Consider the following 17,199-nt stretch of genomic DNA (forward strand, 5'->3'; position numbering starts at 1 on the left):
TTGAAGTTCGCCCCGCCGGTCGGGCTGGTTGAAGTTCGCCCCGCTGGTCGGGCTGGTCGAGACCCCGACCTCCGCTGGTCGAGCCGCCGGAGCCGCTAGGCGGAGGCGTGTCGAGACCAACACGGTTCCCTGCCGGAACGTCCCACCCGAAGGCTGGTCTGGGCCGCCGACCCGGCTTCGAGGGTCTTCTCGACGAACCCCGGAGTCAAGGACGGCCTTCGGCCGCCGGCTACGCCGGCCGCTTCGCGGTCCTGGACACCGGGATCCGTCGAGAAAAGATCTGGCTGGCTATCGGGACGGCGGCCCGGGTGTGGCGCAGCGGATTCATTCCTGGCACGGGTGATGTTTGTGGGGTGGGAGGGTGGCCCTTCGGGCCACTTACCATCCACAGGTATGAGGCCGTTCGCTCACCGCGAAAACAGCGGTTGACCTGCGAAGATAAGTAGAATCGTGTGGCCGGAAGGAGTAGAATCAGACCCATCACGACACGCCTCTGGACACACCGGAGAGGAGGGCGGCCGCGATGAGTGTCGAACACGAGATCAACCACTGGGGCACCAACCCCGTGGACCCCATCGACGCAGAGCTCGCTGCCCTGGAGTCCTCCCTCGACAACCTGCTCGCGAGGGACCCTGCCTACTGGCGCACCAGCCAGAAGAAGGACCGGCTGAAGCGCCTGGAGATCATCCAGGCCAAACAGGCCGCGCTGAAGCTGCGGATCCTCGCTACTGCCGGTGACATCGCCGAAGAGACCGGCGCGAAAGATGTCTCGGGGTGGATGCTGACCGAGCTCCGGGTCGACAAGAAGATCGGCCGCGCGGAGGTGAAGTTCGCTGCTGCGGTGAGCAGATACGAGCTGGTCGCCGCCGGCATTGCTGAGGGTGTGGTGTCCCAGGACAAGGCGAGGGTGATCACCAAGGCCCTCGAGGCGGTCGAGGCCGACCCGACTGCCAGTCGCGAGGATCTGGCCTACGCGGAGAAGCTGTTGGTCGACTACGCCACCCGGTTGACCGCCGATGACCTCAAGAACATCGGGAAGCGGATCCTGGTCGAGGTCGACCCCGAACGGTTCGAGGCCGCCGAAGCCAAAGCACTGCAGCGCGAAGAAGAACAAGCCCTGCGGCGCACGTTCTTCACCTCCCGCGCCAACGGCGACGGGACGGTGGACATCCATGCCCGCGTGTCGTACGCGGTCGGCCACCGCCTCCGGACCATCTTGGACTCCCTGGCCCAACCCCGGAAGTTGTCGGCTGAGGACCGGGGCCGCAAGGCCCCCTATGACCGGCTGCTGGGCCAGGCGTTCGCCCGGGTCATCGAGACCTACGACGTCGACCAGCTGCCCCGCCACGGTGGCCACGCGACCACGGTGTTCATCACCATGGACGTCGAGGACCTCCGCAACGACCTCGGCACCGCCGCGTTGGGATTCGACGGAGAGCAGATCACCGCTGCTGAGGCCCGCCGGATGGCGTGCAACGCCGACCTCATCCCCGTCGTCCTCGGCACCGACTCCGAGATCCTCGACTTCGGCCGCACCACAAGGCTCGCCCACCCGGTCCAACACCGAGCACTCCGGTTACGAGACAAGTGTTGCCAAGCCGAAGACTGTGACGCACCAGCCGCGTGGACCGAAGCACACCACCTCAGACCCTGGTCCCAAGGTGGCCGAACCGATCTCGCGAACATGGTGCTGTTGTGCCCGAGCGATCATCGCCGGATCCACGATCCGAACTATGACTATGAACGCCTACCGGATGGACGGATCCGGTTCACCCGGCGCTCCTAGAACCGACGGTTCACTCGCTCTGTTCGGGCGGGTGTAACTGACGTCTGTGCGCGGCCGACATTCCCGGGTACCTCGCCATGATCTGCCCTGGCAGCGTTGCGTCGCCAGACCGCCGGGCCTAGCTCGTCCTGCACAGCTTGTCCAGGTGCGCCCGCCCTGGCTCGTGCTCTGCAGGCACAGTTCTGGTCCCGGGTCGTGGCGCGACAGCCCGGGCTCCCGCTACCCCGGGGGAGGGACACGCGGCCCGTGACGTGCTGCGTGTCGGCGGCACACCTTTCTTGTGAATGTTTCACAAGGTCGGACCCTCTGTCATAGCCGCTGGCCTGATGGTCCTCGGTAGGACAGGGGAGCGCTCCCCGGCAGGTCCCCGGCGCAGCGGACCCTTGTGAACGATTCACGAGCTGTCATCGTCTAGTGCAGCGTTCGCGCAGACCTCACCTGTCAGGACCGACCGGCCCGGGTCCGCAAGCCCGTACCCAACCCAGACTCGCTGCGCCATACCCCGCCGCCGATCCGATAGCCAGCCAAAATTCTCGCCGGATCACGGTGTCAAGGATCGCCGCAGGCGACCGGCGAAGCCGGCGGCCGAAGGCCGTCATCTCGACAAGCTCGATACATCGCCTTGACTCCGGGATACGGCGAGAACACCATCCAATACGGGTCGGCGGCCCCAACCCGACGAAGACCGATCAGCCACAAACGCCCGCAAACTCGCCAGCCAAACCTCAAAAGCCGCGCCCAACACCGCACAGCGCTATCGCACACCACGCCCACCCGCGGCGATAGCGCATGGGCAACCCGCCCCGACCGTGGCACCATCGAGAGATGACCGTGCCGGTAGTGCTGCGGCCCTACGTCACCTCACTGGTCACCTACGACGTGGACTTCGGGGCGCCGGGGGTGCACCGGGGGATGCCGTCGACCGAGATCACCTTCGTACTGCCGGTCGATGAGCCGCTGGTCACCTCCTGGGGGAGTGGCAGTGAGCCGGTGACGGCATGGTCGTTGGTCTCCGGGCTGCACACGCGGCCGGCGGCGATCCACCACCGCGGCCATCAGCGGGGCGTGCAGCTCGGGCTCACCACCGCCGGGGTGCGGGCACTGTTCGGGATGCCGGCCGCAGCCTGGCGGGGCGAGCTCCTGGCCCTCGACGAGGTCGCGGCACCCGGTGGCGTACGCGATCTTCCGGAGCGGCTGGCCAAGGCCGATCCACAGACGTGGGGGCAGCTCGTCGTGGCCAGTCTGGTCGGTGCGCTGGCGCGCTACGGCGAGGCCGGTCCGCGGGCGGAGGTCGGGCGGGCGCTGGTGTTGCTGACTGGGGGAGCGGGGGTGCAGGAGGTTGCCGACGACGTCGGCTACAGCCGACGTCGGATCAGCGACCTGGTGCGCGCCGAGACCGGCGTCGCGCCGAAGCAGTTCCAGCGGCTGGCGCGTTTCGACCGGTCCCGCGGGCTCGTCGGTCGGATGCCGCTGGCGCAGGCGGCGATGGCCTGTGGCTACGCCGACCAGGCGCACCTGACCCGCGAGTGGCATGAGTTCGCCGGGTGTACGCCGACGACCTGGCTGCGGGAGGAGTTCCCATTCGTTCAAGACCTCACCGACCGGTAGACGGTTGACTCGAGGCATGAACACAGAACTCGTTGAAGGCGTAGCGAAGATCAAGTACTGGCAATCGATGGCGTTGCAGGACGCCGAGGCGATGATGACGTGGCTGAGCGCGATCGGCTTCGTCGAGCACGCCACCTACCGCGAGGGCGGCATCGTCGCCCACGCCGAGTGGCTCTGGCCCGCCGGGGGAGGGCTGATGTTCGGGCAGGTACGTGAGGACGGAGCGCTGAAGGGCACCGGAGGCTCCTCCGCCTATCTGATCGACGAGGACCCCGACGCGCTCTTTGACAAGGCGGTCGCCGCCGGAGCCACCGTGGTCCGGCCGATGGTCGATCAGGACTACGGCGGTCGCGGCGGCACGGTGGCGGACCCCGAGGGCAACACGTGGTCCTTCGGCAACTACCAGCCGTCATGAGCGCACCGCGATATCGCACACCATGGTCGCCGGCCGCGATAGCGCACCACCGGCCCTGAGACGAAGAGGTCCCGGAGGTATCGACCCTTTAGCCTTGGAGCCATGAGAGAGGCCTACGAGTCAGGGGCCGGGGGAGCGCTGACCGGTCCGGTCGAGATCGTCGGCGTCGGGCTGCTGGGCACCTCGGTGGCGCTGGCGTGTGCGGCGGCCGGGCTCGACGTGCTCCTCAGCGACTCGATCGCGAGCCACGTACGCACCGCGACCGGTCTCGGAGCCGGCCGTCGCCGCAAGCCCGGCGACACCCCGCAGCTGGTCGTCGTCGCAGTCCCGCCGGCACATCTCGGCGAGGTGATCACCCTGGCCTTGGCCGACAGCCCCGACGCCGTCGTGACCGACGTCGGCAGCGTGAAGGCGTCGCCGCTGACCTACGTGCGCGAGCACAGCCACGACGACGTACGCCGCTACGTGGGCGGGCACCCGATGGCCGGCAGCGAGCGCTCCGGACCGTTGGCCGCGACCGCGACCCTGTTCGAGGGACGTCCCTGGGCGGTGACGCCGCACGCGGACGCCGACCCGGCCTCGACCGAGCTCGTCGCCGAGCTCGCCAGGCTGTGCGGTGCGGTCCCGCTGACCCTCAGCCCCGAGGACCACGACCAGGCGGTCGCCCGCACCTCCCACGTACCGCACCTGATGGCCGCACTGGTGGCGGGTCGGCTCGCGGTCGCGCCCGAGGGACACCTGGGCCTCAGTGGCCAAGGTGTGCGCGACGTGACCCGCGTCGCGGGCGGCGACCCCGGCCTCTACGGCCAGATCGTGGCCGGCAACGTGCGCGCGGTGACCGATCTGCTCACCGAGATCCGCGCTCAGCTCGACGAGATGATCGCGGCCGTCGGCAACGGCGACGCAGCTGCCCTGGACGTACTTCTCAAGGAGGGGCAGGCCGGCACCCGGGCCATCCCCGGCAAGCACGGTCGGCCCCAGACGGCCCAGGCGAGCGTCTACGTCACGGTGCCCGACGAACCGGGCAACCTGGCCAGGCTCTTCTCCGACGCGGGGGAGAGCGGCGTCAACATCGAGGACGTACGCATCGATCACGACCCGGGCCGCCCGGTCGGCGTCATGGAGCTGATCGTGGCCGACGACGCGGCCGACCGGATGCAGACGGTTCTGGAGTCCCGAGGTTGGGTCGCTCACCGGTAGGCTCCCGCCCGTGAGCAGCAGCAATCCCACCACTGACCCCGCAAGCATCGTCATCGCCGTCGACGGCACCTCCGGCTCCGGAAAGTCGAGCACCTCGCGCGGGGTCGCCGACCGTCTTGGGATGCGCTATCTCGACACCGGTGCGATGTACCGGGCGATGACCTGGTGGATGCTCAGCAACGACGTAGACGTGCACGACGCCGAGGCGGTCGCGGCTGCGGCCGGCAAGCCGGTGATCACCTCCGGCACCGACCCGCTCGGCCCCACCATCGCCCTCGACGGCGGCGACGTCTCGGTCGAGATCCGCAGCGACCGGGTCAACGGAGCGGTCTCCCCGGTCGCCACGGTCCCCGAGGTCCGGACGCGCCTGGTCGCGCTCCAGCAGCAGGAGATCCGCGATGCGCTCGCCGCCGGCTCCGGCATCGTCGTCGAGGGCCGTGACATCGGCACCGCCGTGTGGCCCGACGCCGACCTGAAGCTGTACGTCACCGCCGACCCGGCCGCGCGTGCGGCGCGCCGTGCCGCCGAGGAGGGCGGCACCGACGCAGAGGCCGTCCGTGCGTCGCTGGAGAACCGCGACAAGATCGACTCCACGAAGGGCGGTGCGGCGGTGCCGGAGGGCGCCACCCACCTCGACACCACGCCCTACACGCTGGAGGAGGTCATCCAGCTGGTGGTCGAGCTCGTCGAGACCACCGCATACGGCACCTCCGGCAAGGCGGGGGAGTGAGCGCGAGCCCACACGCGGGTTCGCCCCGCAGCGGGCTCCCGCGCACGGATGAGGTCCCGCATCCGAGCCAGTGGGCGCTCTATCACATCAACATCTACGCCCGGTGGCTGATCCGGCGCCGCTTCGACGTGCGGTTGCACGAGACCGCCAACATCCCGAAAACCGGCCCGGTCGTCTTCGCCTCCAACCACATCGGGATCATCGACGGTCCGCTGCTGGCGATCTTCACGCCGCGACCGGTGCACGCACTGACGAAGCTGGAGATGTTCGAGCACTGGTTCCTCGGCCCGTTCCTGCGCTGGGCGGGGCAGATCCCGCTCTACCGCTTCGGCAGCGACCCGGCCGCGGTGAAGATGGCGCTGCGGGTGCTGCACGATGGCAACGCGATGGGGATCTATCCCGAAGGCACCCGCGGTGCCGGCGACCTGGCCCACTTCAACCGCGGAGCCGCCTATCTCGCCCTCGCCTCGGGCGCCCCAGTGGTGCCGGTGACCATGTTCGGCAGCCGCGACCCGGGCGGTGGGATCTCGTCCCTGCCGCACAAAGGTGCTGTGATCGACATCTGCTATGGCGAGCCTTTCCGCGTCGAGCGCGTAGGCTGGCCACGTACCAGGGAACAAGTCGGGCATGTGTCGGGTTTGCTCCAGAAGCACATGCTGGTCCAACAGGACCATGCGATGGCGTTGACCGGTCGCGAACTGCCCGGTCCGCTACCTACCGAGGAGAACGATGACTGACCCCGACGTTTCGTATGAAGACGTACGAGACTTTCACGAGACCGACGAGACCCCGACCGGCCCGCAGCCGGTGCTGGCGGTCGTCGGCCGCCCCAACGTCGGGAAGTCGACCCTGGTGAACCGGATCATCGGCCGCCGCGAGGCCGTCGTCCAGGACGTCCCCGGGGTGACCCGCGACCGGATCTCCTACGACGCCAACTGGAACGGTAAGGGGTTCACGCTGGTCGACACCGGCGGCTGGAACCCCGACGCCCAGGGTCTGGCCGAGCGGATCGCCGCCCAGGCCGAGATCGCGGTGTCCCTGGCTGACGCGGTCCTCTTCGTCGTCGACGCGAAGGTCGGCATCACCGACACCGACGAGGCGGTCGTACGCATCCTGCGCAAGTCCGGCAAGCCGGTCATCCTGGCCGCCAACAAGGTCGATGACATGCGCACCGAGGCGGAGGCGGCCGCGCTGTGGAACCTCGGGCTCGGTGAGCCGTGGCCGGTCTCCGCGCTCCATGGCCGTGGCTCCGGCGACATGCTCGACGCGATCCTCGCGGTGCTTCCCGACCCGCCGCCGATGCCCGAGGGCACCGAGATCGGCGGCCCGCGGCGTATCGCGCTGGTCGGCAAGCCCAACGTGGGCAAGTCCTCGCTGCTGAACAAGCTCGCGAAGGAGGAGCGGGCGGTCGTCGACAACGTCGCCGGCACGACCGTCGACCCGGTCGACGAGCTGATCATGCTCGGTGACCGGGAGTGGCGCTTCATCGACACCGCCGGCATCCGCAAGCGGGTCAAGGAGGCCTCCGGGCACGAGTACTACGCGTCCTTGCGCACCACGACCGCGATCGACCGTGCCGAGGTGGCCGTTCTCGTGATCGACGGCGGCGAGAAGATCTCCGAGCAGGACATCCGCATCCTCCAGACGGTCCGCGAGGCCGGTCGCGCTCTGGTCATCGCGTTCAACAAGTGGGACCTCGTCGACGAGGACCGCCGCTGGCAGCTCGACCGTGAGATCGAGCGCGAGCTCGTCCAGGTGCAGTGGGCCCCGCGGATCAACGTCACCGCCCGAACCGGATGGCACGTCGACCGCCTGGTCCCGGCGCTCGACAAGGCTCTCGAGGGCTGGGAGACGCGGATCGGCACCGGCGCGCTCAACTCGTTCCTCGGCCGCCTCGTCGCCGAGCACCCGCACCCGGTCCGCTCCGGCAAGCAGCCGAAGATCCTCTTCGCCACCCAGCCCTCGACCGCGCCGCCGACCTTCGTGCTCTTCACCAGCGGCAAGCTCGAGGCCTCCTACGAGCGCTACATCGAGCGCCGCCTGCGCGAGGAGTTCGGCTTCGTCGGCACCCCGATCGTGCTCCAGCAGCGGGTCCGGGAGAAGCGCAAGCGCTAGTGCTCCGCGGGGGCAGGCGCCAGCTGGCCCTCCGCCCCCGCGTGCACCCAGCCGTTGTTGGCGGCGTGCCAGCCCAGCTGCATCCGGGTCTCCACGCCGGCCAGGTCCAGCAGTGCGCGCACCCTGCGCTGCACGGTGCGCAGAGACGTACCCAGCTGTTTGGCGACGGTCTGGTCGGTGAGCCCGGCGAGCAGCAGGCCGAGGACCTGCGCGTCCTCGTCGTCGAGCTGCTGGGCGACGTCGCCGGTGAGCCCGGAGGTCCCGACGAGCATTGGCGTCGCCTGGTCCCACACGTTCTCGAAGAGCGCGATCAGCGCGTCGAGCAGCGTGCTCTCCCGCACCAGCAGCGCACCGACGACATCGCCCGAGGAGGTCAGCGGCATCAGCGCGAGCCGCCGGTCGACCACCATCAGCTTGAGCGGCACCGAGTCGGCGAACCGGACCTCCTCACCCGCATCGGTCGCCTCGATCGCCTCGTCGACCGTCACGTCCTGGCTCTCGAGCATGCTGCGCTCGACGACGACGCGATACTGTACGCCGCGCGCGACCGCCTTGTTCTCGGCTGAGTTCTCCTGGCTGGAGGTCACGATCACCGGCGGGCGGACGAAGGCGTCCACCCGTTCGCGGGCGCCGAGCTGAACCTGCTCGAACCGGTGCCGGACTGCGTCCTCGCCATGGATGACGTCGATGACATCGGTGGGTCCGCGGCCAGCGGCTGCGAGGCGATACGCCTCGTCGAGCCGGCTGAGCTCGATCTCCGCATGTCGCACCTCGTCCTGCTGCCGGGCGAGCAGCGCTCCGAGCGCGATCGCGGGCGGAGCCGCGGCGAAGCGCCGGTCGTCGCCGGTGATCCGCGCGGCCAGGCCGTGCTCCTCGAGCCGGCGCAGCAGCAGACGGGCCTCTCCCGGGGACGTCCCGAAGGCGCTGAGGGCGGCCGCGAACTCGGCGGCGGTGGCGGAGGGCATGGTGATGAGCTCGCCGTAGGCGAGAGTCTCATCAGGGGTCAGACCGAGCACGTCGACGAGCATGGCACTGCTGCGACAGATCCCGGGCAGCCGGGTGCTGTCGGAGTCTCGCCATGCCGTAAAACCGCCACGACTTCGCTCTTGTCGCCTGTCGCGCCTCATTGACAGGGTCCATCTCCATGAGACCCCCAACCAGAACCGGCCTGTCGGCCGCCACCAGGGCCGTCGCAGCAGCTGCTGCGGCGACCGCCCTGGCGGCGACGATGGCCACCAGCGCGCATGCGACCCCAGGCACCGAACCCTCGCCTGAGGCCCCCAAGACCGACGCCGGCCGCACCACGGCCGGCACGGCACCCCGTACGCCCGCCCTCGACGACGGCCGAACCACGATCACCCTCGTGACCGGCGACGTCATCGACGTGACCGCGACCGACGATGGCGTCCTGACCGTTGGGTTCGACCCCGCTGCGGACGCCATCGAGACCCAGCAGGTCGGCGATCATCTCTACGCGATCCCCGTCTCGGCCAAGCCCTACCTGGCCGCGGGCACGCTCGATCGTCGGCTGTTCGACGTCACCGCGCTCCTCGAGATGCGCTACGACGACGAGAGCGTCGACGCCACCCCGCTGATCCTGGAGCAGGCATCAGCCCGCGCCAAGGCGGCGAAGCTGCCGGGCACCGAGCGTACGCTCGACCTGCCGAGCATCGACGCCGACGCCGTCGCGGTGAGCAAGAAGAAGGCGCCCGCGTTCTGGGCAGCCGTGGCCACCGACGGCGGGACGTCTTCGCGTGCTGCCGGTCCCGCCGGGAAGCTCGGCGCCGGCATCGAGAAGATCTGGCTCGACGGCAAGGCCGAGACCACGCTGGACCGCAGCACCGCCCAGATCGGCGCGCCCGAGGCATGGGCCGCGGGCTTCGACGGCAAGGGCGCGAGGGTCGCGGTCCTCGACACCGGTATCGACGCCAGCCACCCCGACGTGGCCGACCAGGTCGACGAGGCGCAGTCGTTCGTCCCGGGGGAGGAGGCCACCGACGACGTCCACGGTCACGGCACCCACGTCGCCTCCACCGTCCTCGGCACCGGCTCTGCCAGCGACGGCGCCTATAAGGGCGTCGCCCCCGGTGCCGACCTGCTGGTCGGCAAGGTCCTCGACAACGGCGGCTACGGCCAGGACTCCTGGATCATCGCCGGCATGGAGTGGGGCGCGGCGAACGCCGACATCGTCTCCATGAGCCTCGGCGACTCCAGCCTCAACGACGGCACCGACCCGATGGCGCAGGCGCTCGACGCGCTGAGCAAGGAGACGGGTGCGCTCTTCGTCGTCGCAGCAGGCAACAGCTACGCCGAGGGCTCGCTCGGTAGCCCCGGCACCGCTGACGCCGCGCTCACGGTCGGCGCGGTCGACGACGGCGACGTACGTGCCGACTTCTCCAGCTACGGCCCGCGGGTCGGCGACCACGCGATCAAGCCAGACTTGACCGCGCCGGGCGTCGGTATCGTCGCTGCCCGCTCCGCGCAGTCCGGCGGCGAAGGCTCCTACACCTCGATGAACGGCACCTCGATGGCCACCCCGCATGTCGCGGGAGCCGCTGCGATCCTCAAGGGCGCCAACCCGGCTTTGTCCGGCGAGCAGCTCAAGAACGCCCTGGTCTCCTCCGCGGCCGACATCGACGCACCGGCGTACGAGGTCGGCACCGGCCGTCTCGACGTGCCCGCCGCGCTCGACGGCGTGGAGGGCTCGGGCGACGGATTCCTCGGCTTCTACGGCTGGCCGCACGACGGTGACGAGCCCGCGAGCGGCACCGTGACCTACACCAACTCCACCGATGCCGACGTCACGCTCGCGCTGAGCACCGACGTCATCGGCCCGGACGGCAAGGCGAGCGACCTCGTCTCGCTCTCCGCCGACGAGGTCGTGGTCCCGGCCGGCGGCAGCGCCGAGGTCACCATCTCGGCCGACGCCGACGACGCCCCGCGCGCGGGCAAGTACAGCGGCGCCGTGGTCGCCACCGACGCCTCCGGCGAGGTCACCGTGCGCACCGCGACGGCACTGGTCAAGGAGGAGGAGCGCTACGGCCTCGACATCATGGCGCTCGACCGTTCCGGCGAGCCCGCCTCCGGTTACGTCGACTTCTACCGCTACGGCGACCAGTTCGTCAGCACGCTGCCGATCGACCCGGCCACCGGCAAGGTCGCGACCCAGCGCCTGCAGCCCGGCACCTACTCGGCCACGGCGTTCCTCGACGTCGCCGGCTCCGCCGGACCCGGCTCGACCGGTGTGGCGCTGGTCGGTGACCCGCAGGTGGTGGTCACCGACGAGGACCAGTCCCTCGTGCTCGACGCCCGCGGGGCCGACGAGCTCACCCTGAAGACGCCCAAGGACAGCGACGTCGCCTACCGCCGGTTCCAGTTCTTCAACGACTCCGGCATCGGCGGGCTCTACGCGACCTTCGGCGCCACCTATGCGGTCCCGGTCGACATCGACTCGATCTACGCCGAGGCCACCGGCCCCGTCGACAGCGCGGAGTTCGACTTCGCCGTACGCTGGCGGGCCACCGAGCCGGCACTCGACGTGACCGCACGGAGCCCGCGGCCGACCGGGTTCGACCCGGTCTACCAGCTCGGCTCGGCCAGGCTCGACGGCCGGGTCTCGCTGCGCGCGGTAGCGGCTGGGAAGGGCACGTCCGCCGACTATGCGGGCGTCGACGCCAAGGGCCGGGCGGTCCTCGTGACCAGGGAAGACGCGGTCACCGCCGCGGAGCGCGAGGCGGCCGCACAGGCGGCCGGCGCGGCACTGCTCGTGGTCGTCAACGACCGTCCGGGCCCGCTGGTCGAGGTCGTCACCCAGGACGACGTACCGGTCGTCTCGGTGCGGTCTGACCAGGGCGCGAAGCTGCTGGCGGCGGCCGCGAAGGGCGCACTGACCCTGGAAGGCGAGGCCGTCGAGTTCCCGAGCTACCTCTACGACGTCTCCAAGAGCTGGCCCGGCCAGATCCCGGCCGAGCTCGCGCTCGCTCCGACCACGAAGCAGCTCGCCACCGTGGAGAGCCGTTTCACCGACACCGAGGAGCGCCTCGCCGTCGAGGACCGCGCCGACTGCCGCGACTACCAGTGGCCGCCGTGCCTCAGCGTCCGCGCGCTGCAGCCGACGGCGGCGGAGCGGACCGACTACGTCTCGACCTATGCCGGGGTCACCTGGTACGAGAACGTGACCCACGAGAGCGGCTGGGAGCAGCGAGGCGTACGCCAGGCGTACGAGCCGCGCAGCGCCACGGTGCGCAGCTGGTTCGCTCCTGTGGTCGCGCCCCGTACGGGCGACGGCTACTGGGGTCCGCGACACAGCGGCGACTGGTTCGCGGTCAACGTGCCCGATGCCAGTGGCACGGCCGGCATCACCGGCGGGTTCCCGTGGGGCGAGACCCCGGTGACCTCCCGTCTCTTCCAGGGCGACACCCTGGTGCGGGAGAGCGTCAGCCACGCGGTCCAGACGGCCGTCCCCGAGGTCGACGGCCCGCAGACGTACCGGTTCGAGATCGACACCGATGCGGCAGACGACACCCACCGCTACTCGACCAGCACCCGTACGTCCTGGACCTTCGTCGCCGACCAGGCCGATCCCGTCCCGTCCGGTGAGCAGGGCACGGCGCTGCCGCTCCTTCAGCTCGACTACGACGTGGAGACCGCGCTGGACGGCACGGTCCGTGCCGGTGCCCAGGTTCCGCTCGCCGTGATGCCCTACACGGTGCCAGGCGCGCTGCGCGCGGGCTCGGTGACCGGGGCGGCGCTGGAGGTCAGCTACGACGGCGGCAAGTCCTGGACAGCGGCGAAGCTGAGCAAGGACGGTGACCGTTGGGAGACGCGCCTGCGGATCCCCTCACGTGGCGCCGATCTGGTGTCGCTGCGGGCCACCGCCCGTGACGACGCCGGCAACGCGGTGACCCAGAAGGTGGTCTCCGCGTTCGGGATCAAGCGCTAGCCGAACGAAACAGGCCCGCAGGTCACCACCGGTGACCTGCGGGCCTGACGTACGTCCTAGGCCGCGGAGCCGTCCGCGGCGGCCTCGGCCGGCTTGGCCTCGAGCCGCTCGAGAACACCCTGGTAGAGCTTGGTCAGGGACGCGACCTCCTCGGGCGTGAACGCGTCGAACATGATCTGGCGGATCAGCTTCACGTGCTCGGGGGCGGCGGCCTTGATGGCCTCGAGCCCGGCAGGGGTGAGATCGACATAGGCTCCGCGCCGGTCATCCAGGCACTCACGACGCTCGACGAGTCCGCGCGCGGCCATCCGCATCACCTGGCGCGAGAGCCGGCTCTTCTCCCACTGGAGCTTGTCACCGAGCTCGAACATCCGCAGCGAGCGGTCGGGGACGTCGGTCAGGTTGACCAGGACGTCGTAGTCGGCGAGGGAGAGGCCGTTGTTGGCCTGGAGGTCGCGGTTCATCCGTGCGGTGAGCTGTGCGTTGACGGCCAGCCAGGCACGCCACGCGACCTGCTCGTCGTTGCTGAGCCACTTGACCTCATCCATGAGGGCTACCTTACCGAGTCGTAATGGGTGTCTTCACCATCACCGCCCGTCGGCGCAGGTCGTCGCCGGCTACGAAAACAGTTGATGCAGAAACTAGACTCTGTTCAGGCCCCTTGGGCGCCGACCACGTTGGGCAGGTCGGGCTCCGGCACCGGCATGAGGAGAGCGATGAGCATCGACATGGACTTCATCACGAAGGACCGTGAGCGGATCAAGAAGGAGTACCTCCGCGAGGAGGCACGCCGCCCCGCCAGCACCGCGCGCGGGATCCATCACACCGCGCTGCTCGCCTCGGACGTACGCAGGTCGATCGAGTTCTACCAGGGGCTCCTGGAGTTCCCGCTGACCGAGATCTTCGAGAACCGCGACTACGCCGGCTCCGACCACTTCTTCTTCGACGTCGGCGCGGGCAACCTGCTGGCCTTCTTCACCCTCCCCGGGCTGGACCTGGGGGAGTACGCGGAGGTGCTCGGCGGGCTGCACCACATCGCGATCTCGGTGACCACTGAGAAGTGGGACTACCTGCGCGCGAAGCTGGACGACGCCGGGGTCGACTACCTGATCGAGTCGAAGTCGTCGATCTACTTCAAGGGCCCCGACGGCGAGCGGCTCGAGCTCCTCGCCGACCCGCTGGGGGAGATGTACGGAACCAAGGTCCTCTGACCGGACCGCGGAACCGGTGAGACGGCCGGGACGGGCGCGTGCCCGTCCCGGTCGTCTGCTCAAGGACGGTCGAACGGGTCCTCGGGCACCTCGAGCTCGAGCTGCTCCTCATAGACCTGCTCCTCGGCCCGTCGGTCGGCGAGCCACGCCGTCAGCGCCACCACGACCAGCTGCGAGCGGGACTCCGCGGCCATCTCGTGGACCATGGCATCGAGCACGTCGACGTTGGTCGCCAGCAGGCGCAGGGGCATCGTGACGTACGGATCCTCGAGCCGTTTCGGCTTCGGGACGTTGCGCATGAAGGTGCCGTCGGAGACGGGCCTGGTCTTCTCGCGCAGCGCCGCCTGGTGGGCCCGCAGGAGGACCGGGAGCCGGGGGCGCGTCGCCGCGACGGCGTCGAGCATCACGTCGACGAGCGAGCGCGGGACCTCCTGGCTGTAGTTCTTCCACTGCGCAGCCAGGGACGCTGGCACGGAGAGACTGATCGCCTGCACCGGCATGCCCTGGCGGCGCCCGGCACCCTCGCGCCGGGACTTGGTGCGGTGAGCAGGGGTGCCCTTGCGGGAGATCGGGTCGAGTTTGACGGGCGAGTCCACGGACGCCTCGCTGGCAGCTGTCGCCGGAGCGGTGGTCTCGTCGGTGGCGGATGGGGAAGATGAATCCGACACGGTGAGCTCCTGGGTTGGGGGTGTTCCTTCGGTCAGGGTTGATTCTGTCGGAGACCACCGACAGTTTCAGTGACGGATGGGACCTGAGTGGCTTCTGGGACCGCTCTGGCCGGATGTATGTGGGGTCTAGGGACGCGCGCTATCGCACAGCGAGTTCGCCGGATGGGCCAATGCACAGGGGCGTCGCCTGCCGGCGACGCCCCTGTTGAAACCCGCTGATCAGGTCAGGAGGCTGCGCGCCATGGTGCTGGCGAGGTAGTGGTCCACGATCGCGTCGATGTCCTGGTCGACGTCGATGGTCGTGCCCGGCTCGTCGGAGGCGAGGGGTTCGAGGGCGGTGAACTGCGATCGCAGCAGGGACGCCGGCATGAAGTGGCCCGCGCGGCCGGCGAGGCGCGCCTCGATGACTTCCGGGGTACCGCTGAGGTGGAGGAGCTGGAGCCCGTGGGTGCGGCTGTGGAGCAGGTCGCGGTAGCTGCGCTTGAGCGCTGAGCAGCTCAGCACGGCGCCGGTCGGCTCATGTTCGGCCAACCAGTCGCCGAGCGTCTCCAGCCAGGGACGTCGGTCGTCATCGTCGAGCGGGCGCCCGGAGGCCATCTTCGCGATGTTCTCCGGCGGGTGGAAGTCGTCGGCGTCGGCGAAGGCGACCTGGAGTCGCTGGGCGATGGCAGCGCCGACGGTGGACTTGCCGGAGCCGGAGACGCCCATGACGACGAGGAGGGGGTGCTGTGTCACGCGTCACAGCGTGCACGAAAAGGCATCCGTTTGCAAGACCGGTCACGGAAAAAGGACTCTGATTGTGGCGATCGGGGAATATGGGACGATGCCGCCGTGACGACTTCCAGCGGTGGTGCCGTACGGCGGCTGCATCAGAGCGTCCGGGACGCCCTCGGACGCGACATCGTCTCCGGTGAGCTCCCGACGGGGGCGGTCCTCACCCTGGAAGGGATCCAGGCGACGTACGACGTCTCGCGCCCGATCGCCCGGGAGGCCGTGCGCGTGCTCCAGGCGATGGGGATGGTCACGACCCGGCGACGAGTCGGCATCACGGTCCTGCCCCGACAGGAGTGGAATCTCTTCGACCCGCTCGTCATCCGGTGGCGCCTCGACGGCGAGGGCCGCCGCGAGCAGCTGCTGTCGCTCTCCGAGCTGCGTCGCGGGTTCGAGCCGATCGCTGCCCGCCTCGCTGCCGAGCGTGCCGAGCCGGAGCATCACGGCGCCCTCGCCCAAGCAGTGGTGGACATGGTCGTGCACGCCTCAGCCGGCGACCTGGAGGCCTACCTGGACGCCGACACCACCTTCCACCGGGTGCTCCTCAACGCCTGCGGCAACGAGATGCTCGCCGCCTTCGGCGACCTCGTCGCCGAGCTCCTCGCCGGCCGTACGCACCACCACCTGATGCCGGACACACCGAACCCGACCGCCATCGAGCTGCACGAGAAGGTGGCGCTCTCCATCCGCAACGGCGACCCCGCAGGGGCCGAGGAAGCCATGCGCGCCATCATCGACGAGGCCGCCGAAGCCCTGGCCTCCGCCGACGACCCGCCGTAGGGGTACCGATTGGAGGCCGCCCGGCGCCGTGCGGTAATGTTCGGAGCGCTTCGAACGGAGAGATCCGCTCGCAGTTTCGGGCTGTGGCGCAGCTTGGTAGCGCACTTGACTGGGGGTCAAGGGGCCGCAGGTTCAAATCCTGTCAGCCCGACAGATTCGCCCCTGACCTGCATCGCAGGTCAGGGGCGTTTTTTGCGTCTGTCTGCAAGGTTCACCACGTTGCCGGGCGACGGAGCCGTTCGCTATCGCTCCGAGGGTGCGGAATTCGTGCCTGCGGCGACGCCGTACGCAGCCGTCCTCATGTGGCGAACTCGTCGACCGCGGTCAATACCCGGCGGTCAAAGGTGTGGCGCTGGGTGGCGAGTTCCTCTCCAGTTGGTGCTTCTCCGACGATGAGGTTCCCCCGGTCGTCGACCGACTGAGGCTGGTCCTCCGCATCCGGAAGCACCGCGACGGCAGACTTCGCGAACCCACAGTAGTAGGCGATGCCCTCGCTCAGTTGAGCCTCCAGAAGGTCGACCATGGGCGCGACGATCGGGTCCTCGGCGGTAGCACCGGCGAGCCCGAGCCACAGAATGCGCTTCCCTGCCAACCGCGGAGCGCTGCGACCGTAGGCGAACCCGTAGTTCCACACGCGGTCGATCCACCCTTTGAGGAGCGCCGGCGTGCTCTGCCAGTAGATCGGGAAGACCACGACCAGCAGGTCGGCGGCGAGGACTCGTTCCATGTGCCGCTGCACTTGCATCGAGTACGCCTTGTCCCGATTGTTCCAGTCGGGCTCGTCCTCGACCGTCATCCTGGGGTCGAACCCCTCTGCGCGCAGGTCGAGGACATCGATCTCATGCTCGGCCGCACGGAGTCGTTCGGCGACCAGGTCGGCGACGTGCGCGGTTCGTGAGTCGGGTCGGTGATGCGAGAGGACGACGAGCGTTCGTGTGTATGTCATGAGATGAGTACAGCGCGCTGCGTGTAG

General features: G+C 69.5%; 15 protein-coding genes and 1 tRNA gene. 11 read left to right on the forward strand and 5 right to left on the reverse strand.

What is annotated here, in order from left to right:
- Positions 1-523: 523 nt before the first annotated feature.
- The 7 genes from BJ988_RS09375 (at position 524) to der (ending at position 7,854) form a co-directional block, all read left to right on the forward strand.
- Positions 524-1,786, forward strand: a complete 1,263-nt coding sequence (locus BJ988_RS09375) for an HNH endonuclease signature motif containing protein (RefSeq protein ID WP_179657746.1) — start codon at positions 524-526, stop codon at positions 1,784-1,786.
- An 825-nt stretch (positions 1,787-2,611) separates the two neighbouring features.
- Entirely contained in the window at positions 2,612-3,394 is a 783-nt protein-coding gene (locus BJ988_RS09380; protein WP_179657747.1) for a helix-turn-helix domain-containing protein, read from the forward strand.
- Between the two features lie 16 nt (positions 3,395-3,410).
- On the forward strand, positions 3,411-3,809 hold the full coding sequence (locus BJ988_RS09385; RefSeq protein WP_179657748.1) for a VOC family protein: 399 nt from the start codon (positions 3,411-3,413) through the stop codon (positions 3,807-3,809).
- 102 nt (positions 3,810-3,911) lie between these two features.
- The gene (locus BJ988_RS09390) at positions 3,912-5,009 is read left to right on the forward strand and encodes a prephenate dehydrogenase (RefSeq protein ID WP_179657749.1); all 1,098 of its coding nucleotides are present in this window, start codon (positions 3,912-3,914) and stop codon (positions 5,007-5,009) included.
- A 10-nt stretch (positions 5,010-5,019) separates the two neighbouring features.
- Positions 5,020-5,739: a (d)CMP kinase gene (cmk, locus tag BJ988_RS09395; RefSeq protein ID WP_179657750.1), complete on the forward strand. Its 720-nt coding sequence runs from the start codon at positions 5,020-5,022 to the stop codon at positions 5,737-5,739.
- Positions 5,736-6,476, forward strand: a complete 741-nt coding sequence (locus BJ988_RS09400; RefSeq protein ID WP_179657751.1) for a 1-acyl-sn-glycerol-3-phosphate acyltransferase — start codon at positions 5,736-5,738, stop codon at positions 6,474-6,476. Before cmk ends, BJ988_RS09400 begins: the two co-directional genes overlap by 4 nt.
- Positions 6,469-7,854 (forward strand): ribosome biogenesis GTPase Der, encoded by a 1,386-nt coding sequence (der, locus tag BJ988_RS09405; RefSeq protein ID WP_179657752.1) that lies wholly within the window; start codon positions 6,469-6,471, stop codon positions 7,852-7,854. Before BJ988_RS09400 ends, der begins: the two co-directional genes overlap by 8 nt.
- Here the strand turns inward: der and BJ988_RS09410 are convergent.
- Positions 7,851-8,882: a DUF7436 family protein gene (locus BJ988_RS09410; RefSeq protein WP_179657753.1), complete on the reverse strand. Its 1,032-nt coding sequence runs from the start codon at positions 8,880-8,882 to the stop codon at positions 7,851-7,853. The two genes, der and BJ988_RS09410, sit on opposite strands and share 4 nt — an antisense overlap.
- 116 nt (positions 8,883-8,998) lie before the next feature.
- Between BJ988_RS09410 and BJ988_RS09415 the strand changes: the two genes are divergently transcribed.
- Entirely contained in the window at positions 8,999-12,796 is a 3,798-nt protein-coding gene (locus BJ988_RS09415; protein ID WP_179657754.1) for a S8 family peptidase, read from the forward strand.
- A 56-nt stretch (positions 12,797-12,852) separates the two neighbouring features.
- Here BJ988_RS09415 and BJ988_RS09420 read toward each other — a convergent pair whose 3' ends face one another.
- Positions 12,853-13,344, reverse strand: a complete 492-nt coding sequence (locus BJ988_RS09420) for a MarR family winged helix-turn-helix transcriptional regulator (RefSeq protein ID WP_179657755.1) — start codon at positions 13,342-13,344, stop codon at positions 12,853-12,855.
- A 168-nt stretch (positions 13,345-13,512) separates the two neighbouring features.
- Here BJ988_RS09420 and BJ988_RS09425 point away from each other — a divergent pair, with 168 nt between their 5' ends.
- Positions 13,513-14,007, forward strand: a complete 495-nt coding sequence (locus BJ988_RS09425; protein ID WP_179657756.1) for a VOC family protein — start codon at positions 13,513-13,515, stop codon at positions 14,005-14,007.
- A gap of 59 nt (positions 14,008-14,066) precedes the next feature.
- Here the strand turns inward: BJ988_RS09425 and BJ988_RS09430 are convergent, their stop codons facing one another.
- Entirely contained in the window at positions 14,067-14,675 is a 609-nt protein-coding gene (locus tag BJ988_RS09430; RefSeq protein ID WP_179657757.1) for a hypothetical protein, read from the reverse strand.
- A gap of 219 nt (positions 14,676-14,894) precedes the next feature.
- Entirely contained in the window at positions 14,895-15,383 is a 489-nt protein-coding gene (locus BJ988_RS09435) for a gluconokinase (protein ID WP_179661402.1), read from the reverse strand.
- A 123-nt stretch (positions 15,384-15,506) separates the two neighbouring features.
- On the opposite strand from BJ988_RS09435, the gene BJ988_RS09440 reads away from it, so the two are divergent.
- Both BJ988_RS09440 and BJ988_RS09445 read left to right on the forward strand, forming a co-directional pair.
- Positions 15,507-16,226 carry a FadR/GntR family transcriptional regulator gene (locus tag BJ988_RS09440; RefSeq protein WP_343051547.1) on the forward strand — a complete coding sequence of 240 codons (720 nt, stop codon included), beginning with the start codon at positions 15,507-15,509 and terminating at the stop codon, positions 16,224-16,226.
- Between the two features lie 77 nt (positions 16,227-16,303).
- Positions 16,304-16,377 (forward strand) — tRNA-Pro (locus BJ988_RS09445).
- Between the two features lie 147 nt (positions 16,378-16,524).
- Here BJ988_RS09445 and BJ988_RS09450 read toward each other — a convergent pair.
- Positions 16,525-17,172: an NAD(P)H oxidoreductase gene (locus BJ988_RS09450; protein ID WP_179657758.1), complete on the reverse strand. Its 648-nt coding sequence runs from the start codon at positions 17,170-17,172 to the stop codon at positions 16,525-16,527.
- Between the last annotated feature and the right edge of the window lie 27 nt (positions 17,173-17,199).

The sequence above is a fragment of the Nocardioides panzhihuensis genome (assembly GCF_013408335.1).
Lineage (GTDB): Bacteria > Actinomycetota > Actinomycetes > Propionibacteriales > Nocardioidaceae > Nocardioides > Nocardioides panzhihuensis.